The sequence below is a fragment of the Nocardia brasiliensis genome (genome assembly GCF_042691675.1).
GTDB classification, from domain to species: Bacteria; Actinomycetota; Actinomycetes; order Mycobacteriales; family Mycobacteriaceae; genus Nocardia; species Nocardia brasiliensis_D.
The window spans coordinates 2393182-2408975 of sequence record NZ_CP170507.1 but is presented as its reverse complement, the minus strand read 5'-3'; the positions used below and the strand labels follow the sequence as shown (position 1 = coordinate 2408975).

Here is a 15794-nt window from a genome sequence, read left to right as displayed (position 1 = left end):
CTATTCGATGGTCAGCCTTCGGACGGCCGTTCCGCCCTCGATGCTTTCGTGGCCTTCGCCTACCAGGGACGCGAAGACCCGCACGTTCTGCCCGGTGCTGGGCGTGAAGGGCGCGGACTCGGGGATCTTCGTGGCGGTGAGGACGACCTCATGGCGTTTCGAATCGCAGGTAGCCGCGGTCTTGGCGCCGAGCATCTGCTCCGCTTCGCCGGTGCCGCGCACGAATACCTCGAGCGTCACGGCTTTGTCGACCGGTTCGCAGTTGTAGGTCACCGAAACATCCACATCGGTGGCGCCGTTCAGTTTGGCGCCGTTGATGTCGACGGTGGTCTTCGGGGCGGTGCTGAACGTGGGCGCGGCCCCGGCGAGGCCGGTACCGGTCAAGGCGACCAGTGCTGTCGCGGAAGCGAATACACCCGCGCGGCGCAGCATGGGGTGAACGTTGATGACGATCTCCTAGCAGTCGATCCTGCGGCCACTCCCAATCGGACACACCGCACAAAACCTCGACCGACAATGTACTGGCATGCCGCGCGTCCCGGTCGGCCCGAACAGCTGACCGCAGAGTGGATCTCAACCGTTAACGCCGAGTTCGCCACGGCGACAACCCGGCGCAACCCACCGCGCCGACGGCAGGAGCCGACCCAAGGGCGGACGAGTTGGCCTGTAAGCCGGATCCTGTCCCCGGTTCGCACCGGGGGGCGACCATCCATCTGGACACACCGTCACCGGGTGCCTCGAGCGGTCCACCCGCAGGCTCGGGCGAGCAACCCTCGAACGCCTGCGCAGCCGCACCGCGAACGGTGCGACCTTCGACCTTGCTCCGGGCGGGGTTTACCTAGCCGCCCCGGTCACCCGGGGCGCTGGTGCGCTCTTACCGCACCGTTTCACCCTCACCACACGACCCGAAGGCCATGGGCGGTCTGTTTTCTGTGGCACTGTCCCGCGGGTCACCCCGGGTTGCCGTTAGCAACCGCCCTGCTCTGTGGAGTCCGGACTTTCCTCGGCGCCGGGCAGTGACACAACCGTGCCCGTTCCCGATGCCGCGGTCGCCCGGCCAACTCGTCCGCCGTACCAGAGTACTGGTCACCGCGCACGCCGCCAGGGTGCGGGCCCCGCCAACGCAGTACGGTTGGGTGCCATGGAACGTGTGGAGGTCGGCTTCCCCTCCGGAAGCGAGCAGTGCGCCGCCTGGCTCTACCGCCCGGACGGCGCGCCGAAGCCCCGCCCGCTCGTGGTCATGGGACACGGCCTGGGGGCGAATCGAGAGATGGGACTCGACCGGTACGCGCGGCGCTTCGCCGCCGCGGGCATGGCGGTCCTGGTATTCGACTACCGGCATTTCGGCGCCAGCCAAGGCGAGCCACGACAGGTGATCCGCATCGGCCGCCAGCGCGAGGACTGGCATTCCGCCATTGCCTTCGCGCGCACCATCCGCGGTATCGACGCGACCCGGATCGCCTTGTGGGGCACCTCGTTCAGCGGCGGCCACGTGCTTTCGGTGGCACCCGACGACGCGTATCTGGCCGCGGTGGTCGCGCAGGTTCCGTTCACCAGCGGGCTGGCGTGCGCGTTGGCGAAGGGCCCGATCAGCATGACCAAGGTCACCGCCATCGCCGCCACCGATCTGCTGATCGGCCCGATCCGGCGTAAGCACGTCGGCATCCGACTGGCGGGGCGCAAACGGTCGGCGGCGCTGATGAGCGCGGCCGACGTGCCCGAGGGCAACGGCAGGCTGGCCGAGGAGAGCGAACACTACAAGCCGAAAGTCGCTGCCCGCATTGCCTTTTCGGCGCTGTTCGATTCGCCGGGCAAGCGGGCCAAGGCGTTGAAGATGCCGGTGCTGTACGCGTTGTGTGACAACGACTCGATCACGCCGATCAAATCCGCGCTGCGGGCGGCCGAACGCACCAAGCACGCGGTCGTGAAGCGTTACCCCGCTGGGCATTTCGACATCTACTTCGACGACGTGTTCGAGAAGGCCGTCTACGACCAGACCGAGTTCCTGGTCTCGGTGCTACGACCCTGAGCAGGGCTGTGTCAGCGAAGCCGTTCACCGTGATTCGCCGAGCAGCTCGCGAACGAGCACACTCCCCCACCAAGTTTCGACCCGCTCCGGCGACCAGCCGCGCTCGACGGTGAGTTCGGTATAGACGTCGATGTTGCAGATCGCCGCGTAGATGTCGAGGGCGGTCGCCACATCCAGGTCGCGCCGCAATGTGGCGGGCGGCCACCCGGCCAGCACCTGCCGGTGCGCGTCGTCGGCGCGGGCGCGGGCGGCGCGATAGGCCTGCGCCAGTTCGGATTCCGTGCGCCCCGCCTCGCGCAGCAGCATGATCACGTCGCCTGCGCGCTCGAACAACCTGCGGTCGTATCCCGCCATCGCCGCCAACTGCCGCCCCGGATCGACCGTTGTCTCCAGGTCGGCGAGCAAGCGCGGCAAGTCCGCGGACAGATCCGCGGCGTCGGCCAACGCCGTGATCAGCCCGGTCTTGTTGCCATAGGCCGCGTAGACCGTCGGTACCGAGACACCGGCTTCGCGGGCCACGTCGCGCACTGTCGTGGCGGCCCAGCCCTTGGACACGAACAAAGTGCGGGCGGCGCGGGCGATTTCCGCGCTCGTCTGCTGCGCCTGGGCGATGCGACGCAACGAGTCGTAACGGCGCCGGGTCGGCTCCTCGGTCAACGGGGTTCCCCTTTCACTTTTCACTGCTTATATTCAATATATGACAGCTACAACAGAGCGCGCAGGCGCCTGGCCCTTCTCGCGCATCGGCGGGTTCGCCGCCCTAGGCTTCGCCCTCGTCATCGTCGGCGCCAACCTCATCATCGAACCGGCGGGCATGCCCGCGGTGGGTGCCGACATCGACGAGGTCAATACGTTCTTCACCACGAAAGCCGGACTCGCCGAATTCGCTATGGCTCTCACGCCCATCGCCTGGGTGTGCGCGACCGTTTTCGGCGCCGCCGCTGTCGCCGTCCTCTGGCCGCGCGAACGCGCCGCGGGCTCGGCCTGGTCACTGCTCGGCTTCGCCGGGCTGCTTCTGCAGAACGCCACCTTCGCGGGCATCGTCGCGATCCGCCTCGCCCTCAGCGCCACCACCGATCACACCGCAACGGCCACCGCCGGACTGTGGGCCTTTCACAACGCCCTGTTCGCCCTCAACGGCACCTTCCTGGCCACCGCGCTGCTCGGCCTGTCCCTCGGCGGCCTGCACACCGGCCTGGTCCGCCGCTGGCACGCCATCCTCGGCTTGACCTCGGCCACCGGCCTGTTCATCTCCGCGCTCCTCACCCCGCCGATCATCGACCATGCGGGACCGCTCGCTCTGCTCAGCCTCGTCAGCTGGCTGCTGTGGGTGGTCTGGCTCGTCACCTACGGCCTCACCCTCCTCCGCCTCCGACACGCACCCATCCCCGCCTGACCCGCGCCCCGCGGGATGTTCTGAACACCCTTTGTGGCAGCCGCACACCCAGTTCACCGGGTGTGCGGCTGCCACAGTGGGTGTGGGCTCGACCGGTGGTCGCGGGCCGGTGCGAGCGGGAGAGATCGACGGGCGGATCTTGTCGGTGGGCGGCGATACAGTGCGCGGCTATGGAAGCTGCGAGTGCTGTTGTCGCCGAGATCGTGGGTGGGATCGCACCTTTCGATGGGCTCGAGCGGGAGCACATCGAGGAGACCTTGGCGTGGCTGGCGTCGACCGACGATGTGTTCCGCCGCGTCGAACCCGCGACACCACCCCGGCATCTGGTTTGTTACGCCGTGCTCGTCGATCCGGAGGCGCGGGCGGTGCTGCTCGGCCGCCATCGCCTCGCCGGACTGTGGCTGCCGACCGGCGGGCATGTCGACCCCGGCGAGCATCCGCTCGAGGCGGCGCGGCGCGAGGCCACCGAGGAGATCGGCATCCGCGCCGATTTCACGGTGACCGGCACCGATCCGCTGTTCCTCACGATCACCACCACGGTCGGCACGGACAGCCACGAGGACGTCAGCCTCTGGTACCTCATCCGAGGCACCCGTTCGCGCCGCTACACCCTCGACCCCCGCGAGTTCAGCACCGAACGCTGGTGGGACATCGATAGATTCGCGATCCCCGAGTCCGATCCCCACTTCGGCCGTTTCCTCGGCAAACTGGAATCCGCCCTCGGCTGACCGGGCCCGCTCAGCGGCGGCGCAATACCCGCCACAGGACGAACACGACCAGCGCGGCGAGCGCGGCAAGGGCGCCCGGTTGTCGGCGCGCGGCGTCCAGTGGACGGCTCTCGTCGGCCACAAGGTCCGAGACAGCCGACTCGGCACTCTTTTCGGGCACCGCCGACTCGACACCCTTGTCGGGCACCGCCGACTCGACGGGTACCGCCGACTCAGCGCCCGCATCGGGTACCGCCGACTCGGCACCCTTGTCCGGCATCGCTGACTCGACACTGTTGTCGGGCACCGCCGACTCGACACCCGTCTCCGGTACCACTGGCTCAGCACCCTTGGTCGGCGCAGCTGACTCGACACCCGTGCCCCGCACAGCAGACTCGGCACTCTTGTCGGGCACCGCCGACTCGACGGGTATCGCCGACTCAGCGCCCGTCTCGGGTACCGCTGACTCGACACTCTCGTCAGGCACCGCCGACTCGACGGGTACCGCCGACTCAGCACCCTTGTCCGGCGTCGCTGACTTGGCACTGTTGTCAGGCACCGCCGACTCAGCGCCCGAGTCCGGTACCACTGGCTCAGCACCCTTGGTCGGCGCAGCTGACTCGACACCCGTGCCCGGCACAGCAGACTCGACACCCTTGTCGGGCACCGCCGACTCGACACCCGTCTCCGGTACCACTGGCTCACCACCCTTGTCCGGCGCAGCTGACTCAGCACCCGGCGCAGCTGACTCAGCACCCTTTCCCGGCGCAGCTGATTCAGCGCCCTTTCCCGGCGCAGCTGACTCAGCGCCCTTTCCCGGTACAGCTGATTCGACGCCCGCACCGACAACGGGTGCCTGCGCCGTCGCCGCGTCGCTCCGTTCGGCGGCGCGCCGGATCGCCTCGGCGGCCTTTTCCTTTGCCGCCGCCTTCTTTTCCTCGGCCTTCCGCCGTGCTTCGGCAGCAGCGGCCTCGTTTCGGCGGGTTTCCTCAGCGGCTTTCTCTGCTGCCTTCCGCGCGACTTCGGCGGCCTTCCGTTCCGCCGTTCGACGCAGTTCCGCGGCCTTCGCCGCGGCGCCTTGTTCGGCTTCGGTCGCTTTTTCGCGGGCGGCCTCGGTTACTTCGTGGAACTTGTCCGTCTCGTGTTCCGGGGGTTTTGCTGGGCTCATGATTGCCTCCTGTCTGCTGCGGAATCGGCAGCTGACTATGTTGCTTCGCCCTTTTTCTCAGTGGCACCGCGCTTTTCGGCGGCGGCGTGTTTTTCGGCTTCCTCATCCGACATGGCGCGCGTATCGCGCGGCGGCAGGAATGGTTCCTCGCCCGGCGGCAGTCCTTGTTCGATGCGGCGGCCGCGGGCGAGTTCGGCGTCGAATTCCGCGCCGAGCAGCACCGCGACATTGGACAGCCACAGCCACACCAGGAAGACGGCGACACCGCCCAGCGAGCCGTAAACCTTGTTGTAGGAGCCGAAATTGGCGACATACACCGCGAACCCGGCCGATGCGGCGATCCACAGAACCACAGCGAGCACGCTGCCCGGGCTCAACCACCGGAAGCCCGGCTGCTGCGCGTTCGGCGCGGCCCAGTACAGCAGCGCGAACGCCAAACTGACCAGCACCGCGAGCACCGGCCATTTCGCGATATCCCACACCAGCACCCCGGCCGACCCGACGCCGAGCCACCGGCCGAGGCGTTCGGCGATCGTGCCCGTGGCCACGACACCGATGGCGCACAACGCGATCAACACCACCATCGTCGCGGTCAATGCGATGCGCACCGGAACGGTCTTCCAGATCGGCCGCCCCTCTTCGATGTCATAGATCGCGTTGGATGCCCGCATAAAGGCCCCGATATATCCGGAAGCAGTCCACAGCGCGGTACCGAGACCGATCAGGGCCAATGGCCCCGCTATTTGCCGCGATCCCTGTAGCTGCTCGAGTGCGTCGACGAGCAACGCGGTACCACTGCCCGGTCCGATCTCCTGAATGGTGTCGATCAGCGACTGTGTCGCGGACGGGCCGAGCGCACCCAGAATGGCGGTGAGCACGATGAGGCCGGGAAAGATCGACAGCACGCTGTAATACGTCAGCGCCGCAGCCCAATCCGTGACGTTGTCGTCCAGGAATTCCGATACGGTCCGCCGTAACACTCCCCACCACGACCGCCAGCGGAGCACCGACGGCCCACGAGACCAGTCCACCAAACGGTGTCCGTGCCGCGCCATCGCCTGCTCCGGCATCCCCGTCACCTCCCGATCGACGGGCGAATACCCGGCGGACGAGCAGGCAAACGCGGCGCGCTAAAGGTTGTGCACCATCTCGCATTCCAGTCGCGGATCGCCCGGCCGCACCGGCCCACTCACCCCGGTCCGCACGAATCCATTGCGGAGATACAGCCGTTCGGCCACCGTGTTGCCGTCCGCGACCTCCAGTCGAATCACCGTGTGTCCACCCGCCGCGGCCCAGTCGATGACCGCTCGTACGAGCAGATCGGACACCCCGGTACCGCGTGCCTCCGGCGCCACCCACATCGAAATCAGGTGCACACCACCACGTTCGAGATCGAGCAACCCGCCGACGGTGCCCAGCTCGGCACCGTCGGTGGTGGCCAGGAACTGCGCGCGGTTCTGTAGCGTCGTCCGCCAGTCCTGCTCGGTGCGGGCCCGCGCTTCCGCCAGCGTCGACCCGAAGAACTGCGGCGTATCGGCCAGCGCTCGCATCCGCACCCGCCGGAAGACGTCCCACTCGTCGGGACGCAACAGCCGGACGTCGATCGTCGATATGCTCACCCGAGATATCTACTCATCCGCGCCGCAACCTGCGCAAACTCTTTTGTCGCTCGGCGACTCGGCCTCAATCGGATGCTCACCGCGGCCCGCTTCGCCCGAGTATCGTTTGCCGTCCCACCAGTTACGACGAAAGCCGTTGCCAGCGTGAGCTATCCGCAGCCGCCTCGATCAGTAGCCCGCTCGGCGCAAGCCGGTGAACTCGATTGCGGCGAAGACCGCGACCACCGTCGCGCCGATGAACAGGAACGCGACGCCGAGACCGGTCAGCTCGATCAGGCCGGACAACGCGAGCGCCGCCATCCCCACCGCCGACAGCGCGTTCACCGCGACGACGGCGCACGCATGACGGAACGGGATCTCGGGCATTCCCGCGATGAGCAGGAGCGCGAGTGCACCACCGAGCATCGCGACCCCGAACCGGATCGACCAGGCCGTCGGCAGGCCGAGCGGATCACGCAGAGGTACCGCCCCGGCCAGCATGACGATCCCGAAGGCGCCGGTGCTCCACCCGTCCACGCGCAGGGCGGTGCAAAGCAAGTCTGGGCGGTAGGTCGGTTCGGTGGCCAGGAAGGTGTTCATGTCCAACTCCGGTGGGTCGATTCGGCGGAGCCGATCGGCTCCCGAGACCCCACCTTGCTCGGCGTGAGGTGGGCCTCTCAATAACCTCCGAGGTCATGGCGGCACCGCACGGCCGATGATTAGCCTGGTCAGGTGGCACAACCTCAGCTGGAAACTCGGTCGCGAGTCGGCCTGCTGCTGCGCGAGTGGCGGCAGCGGCGCAGGCTCAGCCAGCTCGACCTGGCCTTGTCGGCCGATACCTCGGCCCGGCATCTGTCCTATGTGGAGACCGGCCGCGCCAAACCGAGCCGGACGATGGTGCTGCGGCTGTGCGAGGCGCTGGACGTACCATTGCGCGAGCGCAACACCCTGCTGCTCGCCGCCGACTACGCACCTGCCTACCGGGAGAGCAGTTTGGACGACGCCGGCCTGACCTCGGTGCGAACCGCGCTGCGCACCATGCTGACCGCGCACGAACCGTATCCGGCGGTCGTCGTCGACCGGCTGTGGAATGTGGTCACCGGCAATGCCGCGATGGGCGTGCTGATGCACGGCATTCCGGAGCATGTGCTGCTACCGCAGCCGAATGTGTATCGCCTGGTACTGCATCCGGACGGGTTGGCCCCCCGGCTGGCCAACCTGAGCCAGGTCCGCGAGTTGTTCCAGGAGCGCCTCGCCCGGCAGGTCGGCGCGAGTGGTGACCCGCGGCTGACGGCGCTGTACGACGAGGTGAGCCGTTATCCCCGGCTGCCGGATCCGCCGGACGAGCCGAAAGTCGGTGCGGGCCCGCCGAGCCCGTTCGAGGTGCCGATCCGGATCCGCACGCCGATGGGCGAGATGTCGATGTTCAGCACGATGGCCACCTTCGGCGCACCCGCCGATGTCACCCTGTCCGAGCTGGCCATCGAATTGTTCTATCCGCTGGACGAATTCACCGCGGCCGCGCTGCGCGAGCTGGCGGCCGCGGCGAATTCCTGACGCCGCGAGGCGATTTCGTCTCAGATGGGCTGGAAGCCCGCGCCGACGCCACCTTGGGCGTTGATGGCGGCGAGGATCACCGCGATCGGCTGGAAGAAGGCGGGCGAGTGCAGCGGATTGGCGGCCGTGGTGCACGGCACGTCGAACCCGATCGGGCCGATGCCGGTGAGCCTGCCCTGATTCATCCCGACCAGCTGATCGCCGACCACGACCGGACCGCCGGAATCGCCTGGCTTCGAGCAGTATTGGTTGATGCTGGTGCCGTCCAGCTCGCCCCATACAACGCCGCAGTCGCTACCGCTGGTGCGCCCGCTCGCGCACACGGTAGCGCCAGGGCCGGGCGCGGCGCCGAATCCGGCGATGGTGGTCGGGCCGACGCTGCGCACCGGCGTGACCCGCTCCGGATCGAGCTCCAGTACTGCGTAGTCCAAACCCTTACCGTCGTCGGAGAACGCGACAACGCCGACCACCCCGGCCTCCGGCGTACGTTCGGCGATCATCCTGGCGCCGGTGGGCGCGCAGTGGCCCGCGGTGATGCCGACGAGCCTGCCCGCGCTGTCGTGGCCGATCGCGGTCAGCGAGCACGCAGCATTGTTGTCGAAGACGATGCCCGAGCTGCCGCCGAGTACCGCACTCGGCGCCGCCGACGCGGTGCCCGCGCCGCCGATGACGGCCGTCGCGATGGCGGCCGTAGCGACCGCCACCGTGCTGAATTTCGTTGCCACTTCTCTCCTTATTCGAAAAAGCGAGCCACCCGACTGCTACCGTGCTCGCCCGGACCGGGGAGGGAACCGCCACCGACAGAATCTGCGACTACCCTGGTTACCTTCTAGCTAACTCAGCATTGACGGGGAGGGTTCGGTTACGCAACACGCCTGTGCGCCGCGCCACAATGGGGCCACGAGTGAGACCCATGCCACATCACGCGAGAGCGGCTCTGAAAACGGTTCACCCGAACTGACTTTCACCCTCACCCAACCCAGTCACGGCCGAGGTGTCCGGCCGACGAGACTCAACTGTTATACGCCGCCCGGCGGTCGTACCGCGAATTCGCGCGGAAACTGCCAGGCGGCCGACCACACCACAACTTCCTCATCCTCGGCAGATGTTCGCAGAACCCAGATGACCGTTGTCGAGCATCCGGCGACGGGTAGATGAACATGTGAGGTCGAATCGCCGCCACGGACCGCACGGCCACCAACGGATGACATGACGAATAGCGTTGCCAGGGTGCAACGTTCGGTACACGTCTAACGAAATAGGTTGGAGCAGAAGCGATTCGCCGCTACGACAAGTACGACGTGTCGTTCACCAGACGAACGGACGACCCGCCGTCGGGATAGAACTCCGCGATCGACAGCGACGCCAGATCCAGATGCAACCGGTACAGCAGGGACGGCCCCACACCGAGCGCGAGCTGCAACAACGTCTTAATCGGCGTCACATGGCTGACCAGCACCAGGTTCGCACCGGGATACAGCCCGACCAGGTCACGACGGACCGCGTCCACCCGCTCGCGCACCGCGTCGAAGCTCTCCCCACCCGGGGCGGGCAACGAGGGATCGCCGAGCCAGCGGGCGTGCAATTCCGGATCGCGCTGCGCCGCCTCGACGAAGGTCAAGCCCTCCCAGTCACCGAAGTCGGTCTCGATGAGGCCGTCCAGCACGGTGAGCGGTGCGTCCAGCGCGGTGGCGGCGGCCTCGGCGGTGTCGCGGGCTCGGCTCAGCGGCGAGGACAGCACAGCGGTGATGTCGCCTTTGGCGGCAAGCATTTTCGCGGCGCGCGCGGCCTGTTCCCGGCCGAGCTCGGTCAGTGGCGGATTGCCGCGGCCCGAATAGCGGCGTTGCACAGACAGTTCGGTCTGACCGTGGCGCAAGAGCAGCAGCCGGGTCGGGCGGCCGGTGGCACCGGTCCAGCCGGGAGCGGGCTGAGCGGCGACCGCGGAGACGACCGGGTCCTCCGGAATCGTTGTGGCCGACGGTGTTTCGGGCTCGCGGGCGGAACGTACGTCGTCGACGAGGGTGGCGTCGTCCATGGCCGCGTTGGCCAGTTGGTCGGCATGCGAATTCTCGGCCCGCGGAATCCAGGTGAAGCTCACCTGTTCGAAACCGGCGACCAACCTGCGGGCCCGGTCGGCGAGCGGAACCATGGCCGCGTGCTTGATCTTCCAGCGACCGGACATCTGCTCGACGACCAGCTTGGAATCCATCCGCACCGCGACGATGCGGGCGCCGAGTTCGGCGGCCGCCTCCAAACCGGCGATGAGGCCACGGTATTCGGCGACATTGTTGGTGGCGATGCCGATGAATTCACGGCGTTCGGCGAGGACCCGCACATGATCGGCGGAGTAGACGACGGCGCCGTAACCCGCCGGGCCGGGATTGCCCCGCGAACCACCGTCGGCCTCGACGATCACCTCGCTGTCGCTCACCGCGGCCTCCGCCGCGCGCGCGTGGTCACCCACACCGCCGAGCTCACAGCCCCGATTCCTTGGTGCGCACGAGGATCGCGCCACACTCCGGGCACCGCACGACCACGTCCGGCGCGGTCTTCGCGATCCGGGCGATCTCGCCGCGGTCCAGTTCGATCCGGCACGCGCCACAGCGACGGGCCTGCAACAGCGCCGCACCGACACCGTGCTGGGCGGTCTGCCGGTCGTAGATCGCCATCAGGTCGGCGGGGAAGAGCGAGATCAGCTTGGCCCGGTCGGCGTCGCAACGACCCTGTGCCACCTCGAGATCGGCAAGGGCCTCGTCCCGCTGGGTTTGCGCGTCGGCCAGTTCCTGCTCGGTCTTGTCCAGCCGGGCGCCCGCGTGCTGGTAGTCGTCGGCGGAGGCTTCGCGGCGCTCCATCACCTCGAGCAGTTCGTCCTCCAGCACCGAGCGCCTGCGTTCCAGGCTGCCCAGTTCGTGCTGGATCTCCGAAAGCTGTTTGGCGTTCACCGTTCCGGCGGTCAGCATGCTCTTGTCGCGTTCCTCGCGCTTGCGGACGGCGTCGACTTCGCCTTCCAGCTTGCGGATGTCGCGGTCGAGGTCGTCGAGCATGATCTGTACGGCGACGGCGGCATCCTTGTGCGCGTTGCGCTCGGCCTCCAGCCGGGCCACCTCCTGCTGTTCGGGCAGCACGGTGCGGCGGTGCGCGATCCGATTCAGCTCGGCGTCGACAGCGGCCAGCTGGAGCAGCTTGGCCTGGATCGGTGGTTCGACATTCAACGCGGACAAACTCCTGGACGCTATGGACGGGTCGGTGTTCAACCGTACCCCGCCTGCCTGCCCGCGCTGACCGATGCCGCACCAATCGGTGCGGCCGGACCGGGACCGCTAGGCCGGCGCGCGGGTCTTGATGGCGTCCCGGGAGACGAAGACGTCGTATTCACCGGGGACGGCGATCACCGCATTGCCATAGGCGGAGCGCACGAACGGCTCCGTCCACCAGCGGCCCGTCCGCATATCTTCGAAGAAGTCCCGGTCGCCGCCGTTGAGGAAAATCTGGTTCTGGGTGGTGGCGACGCCGTCCAGGCGCTGGCCGTACAACCGGCTGATCTTGTACCCGGAGTGGAAGCCGAGCGCGTTCACCCACGGTTCCAGCTCGACGATCCCGGCCTGCAGCACCCACGTGTCACCCTCGACCTGGTACTTCAGCCGCTGCTCATCCTGCTGGTCGTCGCCGTAGAGGGTGAGGTCGATATCGAGCAGATGCTCCTGGCCCTCCACCTGCTTGGCCACCACGTGCGCCGCCTTGATTTCGCCGGTCAACCCGAGGTAGGTCTGCATCAGCGTCGCCACCCACAGCAGCAGCACCGCGGCCAGCACCAGCACCAGCCCGCTGCCGCCGCGCAGGATCAGCGCCCGTATCCCGACCCGGCGCGCCAGCACCAGTCCGGAGATGAGCAGCGCGAGCCCGACCACGATGAGCAGGATCAACCCGATCTGGACGAAGCCGAAGTTCACCGGGAAATTCATGCGGTAGTTGTACCCCCGGAACGCCGGTCGACTCGTGGGAAACCGCCCAGCGCACAAACCAATCCGGCAGACACGCCGAGACACGCCGCAGCGGCGGTAAGGTTTAGGGCATTAGAGTTCGATTTTCCGGGGGTATTCCGTGTTGATCTTTGGTTGGCGTCGAGATGTGCAGCGGCTCGCCGTGCTCACGTTGGTGTGCCGGAATTGCGGCAATCCGGCGGCCCATGTTCTGCACAAAATGGTCACCAAATTCACGCTGTTCTTCGTACCGCTGATTCCGTTGAGCACCAAGCATTCCCTGCAGTGCACGTGGTGCGGTACCGAGTCGGGCATCCCTGCGCAGCAGGTCGCCGAGCTGCTGGGGCGGGCACAGGCCGAGAACATGCCGGGCTGGCAGCAGCCCGCGGCCGCGGGCGGCGATAAGCAGTGGCCGGCGTAGCCGCCGTGACTACTACGTCGGCCGGGCGCGCTGACAGACTGAACACGCTGAGCGAATCAGCTGAGCGCGGTGACCGGCCGAATCAGCCCGGCGCGCTGACCGGCCGAATCAACTCGGCGCGCTGACGGTCCACGGGTCGGTACGCAACGTCGAAACTCGTGTCGCCAACTCGGGCAGCCCGGCCCGGACAACCCGTTCCGCCTGCGCGCACCAAGGGAATTCGGTCGCCCAGTGAGCGGCGTCGACCAGGGCTGGACCTCCCTTGCGGAGATGCTCGTCGACCGGATGATGACGCAGATCCGCGGTGACGTAGGCGTCGACGCCGCGGCGGGCCACCGCGTTCAGGTAGGAATCGCCCGCACCGCCGCAGACGGCGACCGTGTAGATGGTGCGGTCCGGGTCGCCTGCCGCGCGGACACCCCATGCGGTCGGCGGTAAGGCGGCGGCCACGCGATCGGTGAACGCGCGCAACGACTCCGGCGCCGCCAAGGTGCCGACGCGGCCGATGCCGACGGCCGAGGGCAGCAGGGCCCGTTCGGTGATGTGGTAGGCCGGGTCCTCGTAGGGGTGAGCGGCACGCAGGGCGGACAGGATGGCGGCGCGCGCGCCAGGTGGGGCGATCACCTCGACCCGTTCCTCATCGACATGCTGGAGTTCGCCGAGCACGCCGACCGATGGATCAGCTTGCGACATCGGCCGGAACTGCCCCACCGCGGGCACGCGGAGCGCGCAGTCGCGATAGTCGCCGCTGCCGCCCGCGCCGGCGGCGAACAAGGCCGCCAGCACCGCCTCGGTGTGCGAACGCGGCACCTGAACCACCCAGTTGTCCACCGGAGCTTCGGGTTTCGCATCGAGCGGGCCGGTGACGGTGAGGCCGAGCGCCGCCGCCAGCGCGTCGGAGACGCCGGGGTCGGCGGAGTCCGCGTTGGTGTGCGCGGTGAACAAGGCACAGCCGGAACGGATGAGGCGATGCAGCAGTGCACCTTTGGGAGTGTCGGCCGCGACGGTGTCGACGCCGCGCAACAGCAGCGGGTGGTGCACGACCAAAGCCTGTGCCCGCCAGTCGATCGCCTCGTCGACGACGCCCGCCGTCGCGTCAACCGCGAACAGCACCCTGGTCACCTCGTCGGCCGGATCACCGGCGACCAGCCCGACCGAGTCCCACGACTCGGCCAGCTGGGGCGGGTAGGCCGCGTCGAGCACTTCGATGAGATCTGCCAGCGTGGTCATCGTTCACCCTCCTCTGATTCTGTGCTCCATCACTACAGGCCCACCGTCCGGATTCCATCGATCAGTTGATCCACCTCGGCGGCGCCGCGCACCGCGACGCGCAGATGGTTCGGCCCGAGGCCAGGGAAGGTATCGGCGCGGCGGACGGCAATGCCCTTGTCCGCCAAATGTTTCCGAAGTAGCTCACCGTCGGGGACACGGAGCAGGAGGAACGGCGCCTCGGCCGGAGTGTGCACGTGCACGCCGAGTTCGGTGAGCCGGGCGATCATCGCGGCGCGTTCGGTGGCGATGTCGTGGGCGCGCCGCTGTTCCGCCGCGACCGCGGCGGGCTCGGCGGTGGCGGTGATCGCCTCCAACTGCAGGGTGCCGAGTGGCCAGTGCGCCCGGCCGCGGTTCAAGCGGGACAGGAGTTCGGGGTCGCCGAGGAAGTAGCCGCAGCGGAGCCCGGCGAGGGCCCAGGTCTTGGTGAGGCTGCGCAGGACCAGCAGGTCGGGTGCGGTGGATCCGGCGAGCGACTCGGGTTCGCCCGGCACCGCGTCGGCGAAGGCCTCGTCCACCACGATGATCCGGCCCGGTCGGCGCAGCGCGTGGATCGCTTCGGCCGGGTGCAGGACGGAGGTGGGGTTGGTCGGGTTGCCGAGCACAACGAGGTCGGCGTCGGCGGGAACGGCGGCCGGGTCGAGTGTGTAGGGCGGTTCGAGCAGCACTCGCGTCACCGCGGCATCGGCCTCCCGCAAAGCCAGTTCCGGCTCGGTGAACGACGGGTGGAGCACGGCAGCCAGGCGTGGTGTGAGTCTGGGCAGCATGGCGAAACCCTCGGCCGCCCCGGCCAGCAGCAGCACCTCGTCCGGGCGGCGGCCGTGCCGGGCCGCGACGGCACGGCGGGCCGCGTCCGCTTCCTCGGCGCTCGGATACCGGCCGAGCCCGTCCAGCCGGGCCGCCAGCCGCTGCCGCAACCAGTCCGGCGGCGCGCTGCCCTGCACGTTCACCGCGAAGTCGAGCATGCCCGGGCGCGCGTCCACGTCGCCGTGGTGGCGCAGTTCGGCGCGATCGACGCGGTCCTCGGGCACGAGATCACACCCTACGTGGCGGTCCCGTAGGGCGACCGGCCAGAATGGCTGTCGTGGGTGAGCTGCACGTGTCGTTCGTCTGTACCGGCAATATCTGCCGTTCTCCGATGGCGGAGAAGATTTTCGCGATGCACCTGTCCCGGGCCGGACTGGCCGATCGGGTGCGGGTGAGCAGCGCGGGCACCGGTGCGTGGCACGTCGGCGACAACGCCGACGCGCGCACCAACGCCACGTTGCGCAAATACGGCTACGCGACCGGGCACATCGCCGCCGCCCTCGGCGCCGACCATCACGACGCCGACCTGCTGATCGCCCTGGACACCTCGCACGAGCGCGAACTCGCCCGACTCGGTGTGCCGTCGGATCGGCGCAGGCTGTTGCGCAGTTTCGACCCGGCCGCCGACGGTCCCGACGTGCCCGACCCGTACTACGGCGACACCGCCGACTTCGAATTGGTCCGCGATCAGATCGAGGCGGCGATGCCCGGGCTCCTCGACTGGGTGCGCGACGCGCTCGGCGAACCGCCCGCACCACGCGCCAACCAGTCCGCCGAGCCGCCCGATCCCACCCGCGACAGGCGCGCCTGATGCGGCCCTTCTCGATTCATCCCAGCTGGATACTCCTGACGGTGCGGTCCA

Annotated in this window: 18 protein-coding genes and 1 other RNA gene; 6 read left to right on the top strand and 13 right to left on the bottom strand. The window is 68.3% G+C overall.

Features of this window, described 5'->3' with window-relative positions; translation table 11 throughout:
- The gene (locus ACFK0J_RS11285; RefSeq protein WP_378739145.1) at positions 1 to 432 is read right to left on the bottom strand and encodes a hypothetical protein; all 432 of its coding nucleotides are present in this window, start codon (positions 430 to 432) and stop codon (positions 1 to 3) included.
- 219 nt (positions 433 to 651) lie between these two features.
- An RNA gene (gene rnpB / locus ACFK0J_RS11280) (RNase P RNA component class A) lies at positions 652 to 1065 on the bottom strand.
- 76 nt (positions 1066 to 1141) lie between these two features.
- Between rnpB and ACFK0J_RS11275 the strand changes: the two genes are divergently transcribed.
- Positions 1142 to 2029, top strand: coding sequence for an alpha/beta hydrolase (locus ACFK0J_RS11275; protein ID WP_378739144.1), 888 nt, complete (start codon positions 1142 to 1144; stop codon positions 2027 to 2029).
- A 24-nt stretch (positions 2030 to 2053) separates the two neighbouring features.
- Here the strand turns inward: ACFK0J_RS11275 and ACFK0J_RS11270 are convergent, their stop codons facing one another.
- Positions 2054 to 2710: a TetR/AcrR family transcriptional regulator gene (locus ACFK0J_RS11270; RefSeq protein WP_378739142.1), complete on the bottom strand. Its 657-nt coding sequence runs from the start codon at positions 2708 to 2710 to the stop codon at positions 2054 to 2056.
- 16 nt (positions 2711 to 2726) lie between these two features.
- Between ACFK0J_RS11270 and ACFK0J_RS11265 the strand changes: the two genes are divergently transcribed.
- On the top strand, positions 2727 to 3425 hold the full coding sequence (locus ACFK0J_RS11265; protein ID WP_378739140.1) for a hypothetical protein: 699 nt from the start codon (positions 2727 to 2729) through the stop codon (positions 3423 to 3425).
- Positions 3426 to 3595: 170 nt separating this feature from the next.
- Positions 3596 to 4153 (top strand): NUDIX hydrolase, encoded by a 558-nt coding sequence (locus ACFK0J_RS11260; protein WP_378739138.1) that lies wholly within the window; start codon positions 3596 to 3598, stop codon positions 4151 to 4153.
- 10 nt (positions 4154 to 4163) lie between these two features.
- On the opposite strand, the gene ACFK0J_RS11255 is transcribed toward ACFK0J_RS11260, so the two are convergent.
- The 4 genes from ACFK0J_RS11255 to ACFK0J_RS11240 all read right to left on the bottom strand — a co-directional run bounded on the left by ACFK0J_RS11255 (position 4164) and on the right by ACFK0J_RS11240 (position 7498).
- Positions 4164 to 5300 (bottom strand): hypothetical protein, encoded by a 1137-nt coding sequence (locus tag ACFK0J_RS11255; RefSeq protein ID WP_378739136.1) that lies wholly within the window; start codon positions 5298 to 5300, stop codon positions 4164 to 4166.
- A gap of 35 nt (positions 5301 to 5335) precedes the next feature.
- A complete protein-coding gene (locus ACFK0J_RS11250; RefSeq protein WP_378739134.1) occupies positions 5336 to 6370 on the bottom strand; it encodes a YihY/virulence factor BrkB family protein in 1035 nt (344 codons plus the stop codon).
- A 60-nt stretch (positions 6371 to 6430) separates the two neighbouring features.
- Positions 6431 to 6919, bottom strand: coding sequence for a GNAT family N-acetyltransferase (locus ACFK0J_RS11245; RefSeq protein ID WP_378739132.1), 489 nt, complete (start codon positions 6917 to 6919; stop codon positions 6431 to 6433).
- Positions 6920 to 7087: 168 nt separating this feature from the next.
- Entirely contained in the window at positions 7088 to 7498 is a 411-nt protein-coding gene (locus tag ACFK0J_RS11240; RefSeq protein ID WP_378739130.1) for a hypothetical protein, read from the bottom strand.
- A 132-nt stretch (positions 7499 to 7630) separates the two neighbouring features.
- Between ACFK0J_RS11240 and ACFK0J_RS11235 the strand changes: the two genes are divergently transcribed.
- Positions 7631 to 8455, top strand: coding sequence for a helix-turn-helix domain-containing protein (locus ACFK0J_RS11235; protein ID WP_378739128.1), 825 nt, complete (start codon positions 7631 to 7633; stop codon positions 8453 to 8455).
- 20 nt (positions 8456 to 8475) lie between these two features.
- On the opposite strand, the gene ACFK0J_RS11230 is transcribed toward ACFK0J_RS11235, so the two are convergent.
- The 4 genes from ACFK0J_RS11230 to ACFK0J_RS11215 all read right to left on the bottom strand — a co-directional run bounded on the left by ACFK0J_RS11230 (position 8476) and on the right by ACFK0J_RS11215 (position 12417).
- The gene (locus ACFK0J_RS11230) at positions 8476 to 9180 is read right to left on the bottom strand and encodes a S1 family peptidase (protein ID WP_378739126.1); all 705 of its coding nucleotides are present in this window, start codon (positions 9178 to 9180) and stop codon (positions 8476 to 8478) included.
- Positions 9181 to 9740: 560 nt separating this feature from the next.
- On the bottom strand, positions 9741 to 10886 hold the full coding sequence (locus ACFK0J_RS11225; RefSeq protein WP_378739124.1) for a bifunctional RNase H/acid phosphatase: 1146 nt from the start codon (positions 10884 to 10886) through the stop codon (positions 9741 to 9743).
- Positions 10887 to 10929: 43 nt separating this feature from the next.
- Entirely contained in the window at positions 10930 to 11667 is a 738-nt protein-coding gene (locus tag ACFK0J_RS11220; protein WP_378742759.1) for a zinc ribbon domain-containing protein, read from the bottom strand.
- A 108-nt stretch (positions 11668 to 11775) separates the two neighbouring features.
- The gene (locus ACFK0J_RS11215) at positions 11776 to 12417 is read right to left on the bottom strand and encodes a hypothetical protein (RefSeq protein ID WP_378739121.1); all 642 of its coding nucleotides are present in this window, start codon (positions 12415 to 12417) and stop codon (positions 11776 to 11778) included.
- Between the two features lie 166 nt (positions 12418 to 12583).
- Between ACFK0J_RS11215 and ACFK0J_RS11210 the strand changes: the two genes are divergently transcribed.
- Positions 12584 to 12856, top strand: a complete 273-nt coding sequence (locus ACFK0J_RS11210) for a hypothetical protein (protein WP_378739118.1) — start codon at positions 12584 to 12586, stop codon at positions 12854 to 12856.
- A gap of 108 nt (positions 12857 to 12964) precedes the next feature.
- On the opposite strand, the gene ACFK0J_RS11205 is transcribed toward ACFK0J_RS11210, so the two are convergent.
- Both ACFK0J_RS11205 and cobC read right to left on the bottom strand, forming a co-directional pair.
- On the bottom strand, positions 12965 to 14086 hold the full coding sequence (locus tag ACFK0J_RS11205) for a Nif3-like dinuclear metal center hexameric protein (RefSeq protein ID WP_378739115.1): 1122 nt from the start codon (positions 14084 to 14086) through the stop codon (positions 12965 to 12967).
- A gap of 32 nt (positions 14087 to 14118) precedes the next feature.
- On the bottom strand, positions 14119 to 15156 hold the full coding sequence (gene cobC, locus ACFK0J_RS11200) for an Rv2231c family pyridoxal phosphate-dependent protein CobC (RefSeq protein ID WP_378739113.1): 1038 nt from the start codon (positions 15154 to 15156) through the stop codon (positions 14119 to 14121).
- Between the two features lie 44 nt (positions 15157 to 15200).
- Here cobC and ACFK0J_RS11195 point away from each other — a divergent pair, with 44 nt between their 5' ends.
- Positions 15201 to 15743: a low molecular weight protein-tyrosine-phosphatase gene (locus ACFK0J_RS11195; protein ID WP_378739110.1), complete on the top strand. Its 543-nt coding sequence runs from the start codon at positions 15201 to 15203 to the stop codon at positions 15741 to 15743.
- Positions 15744 to 15794: the final 51 nt, after the last annotated feature.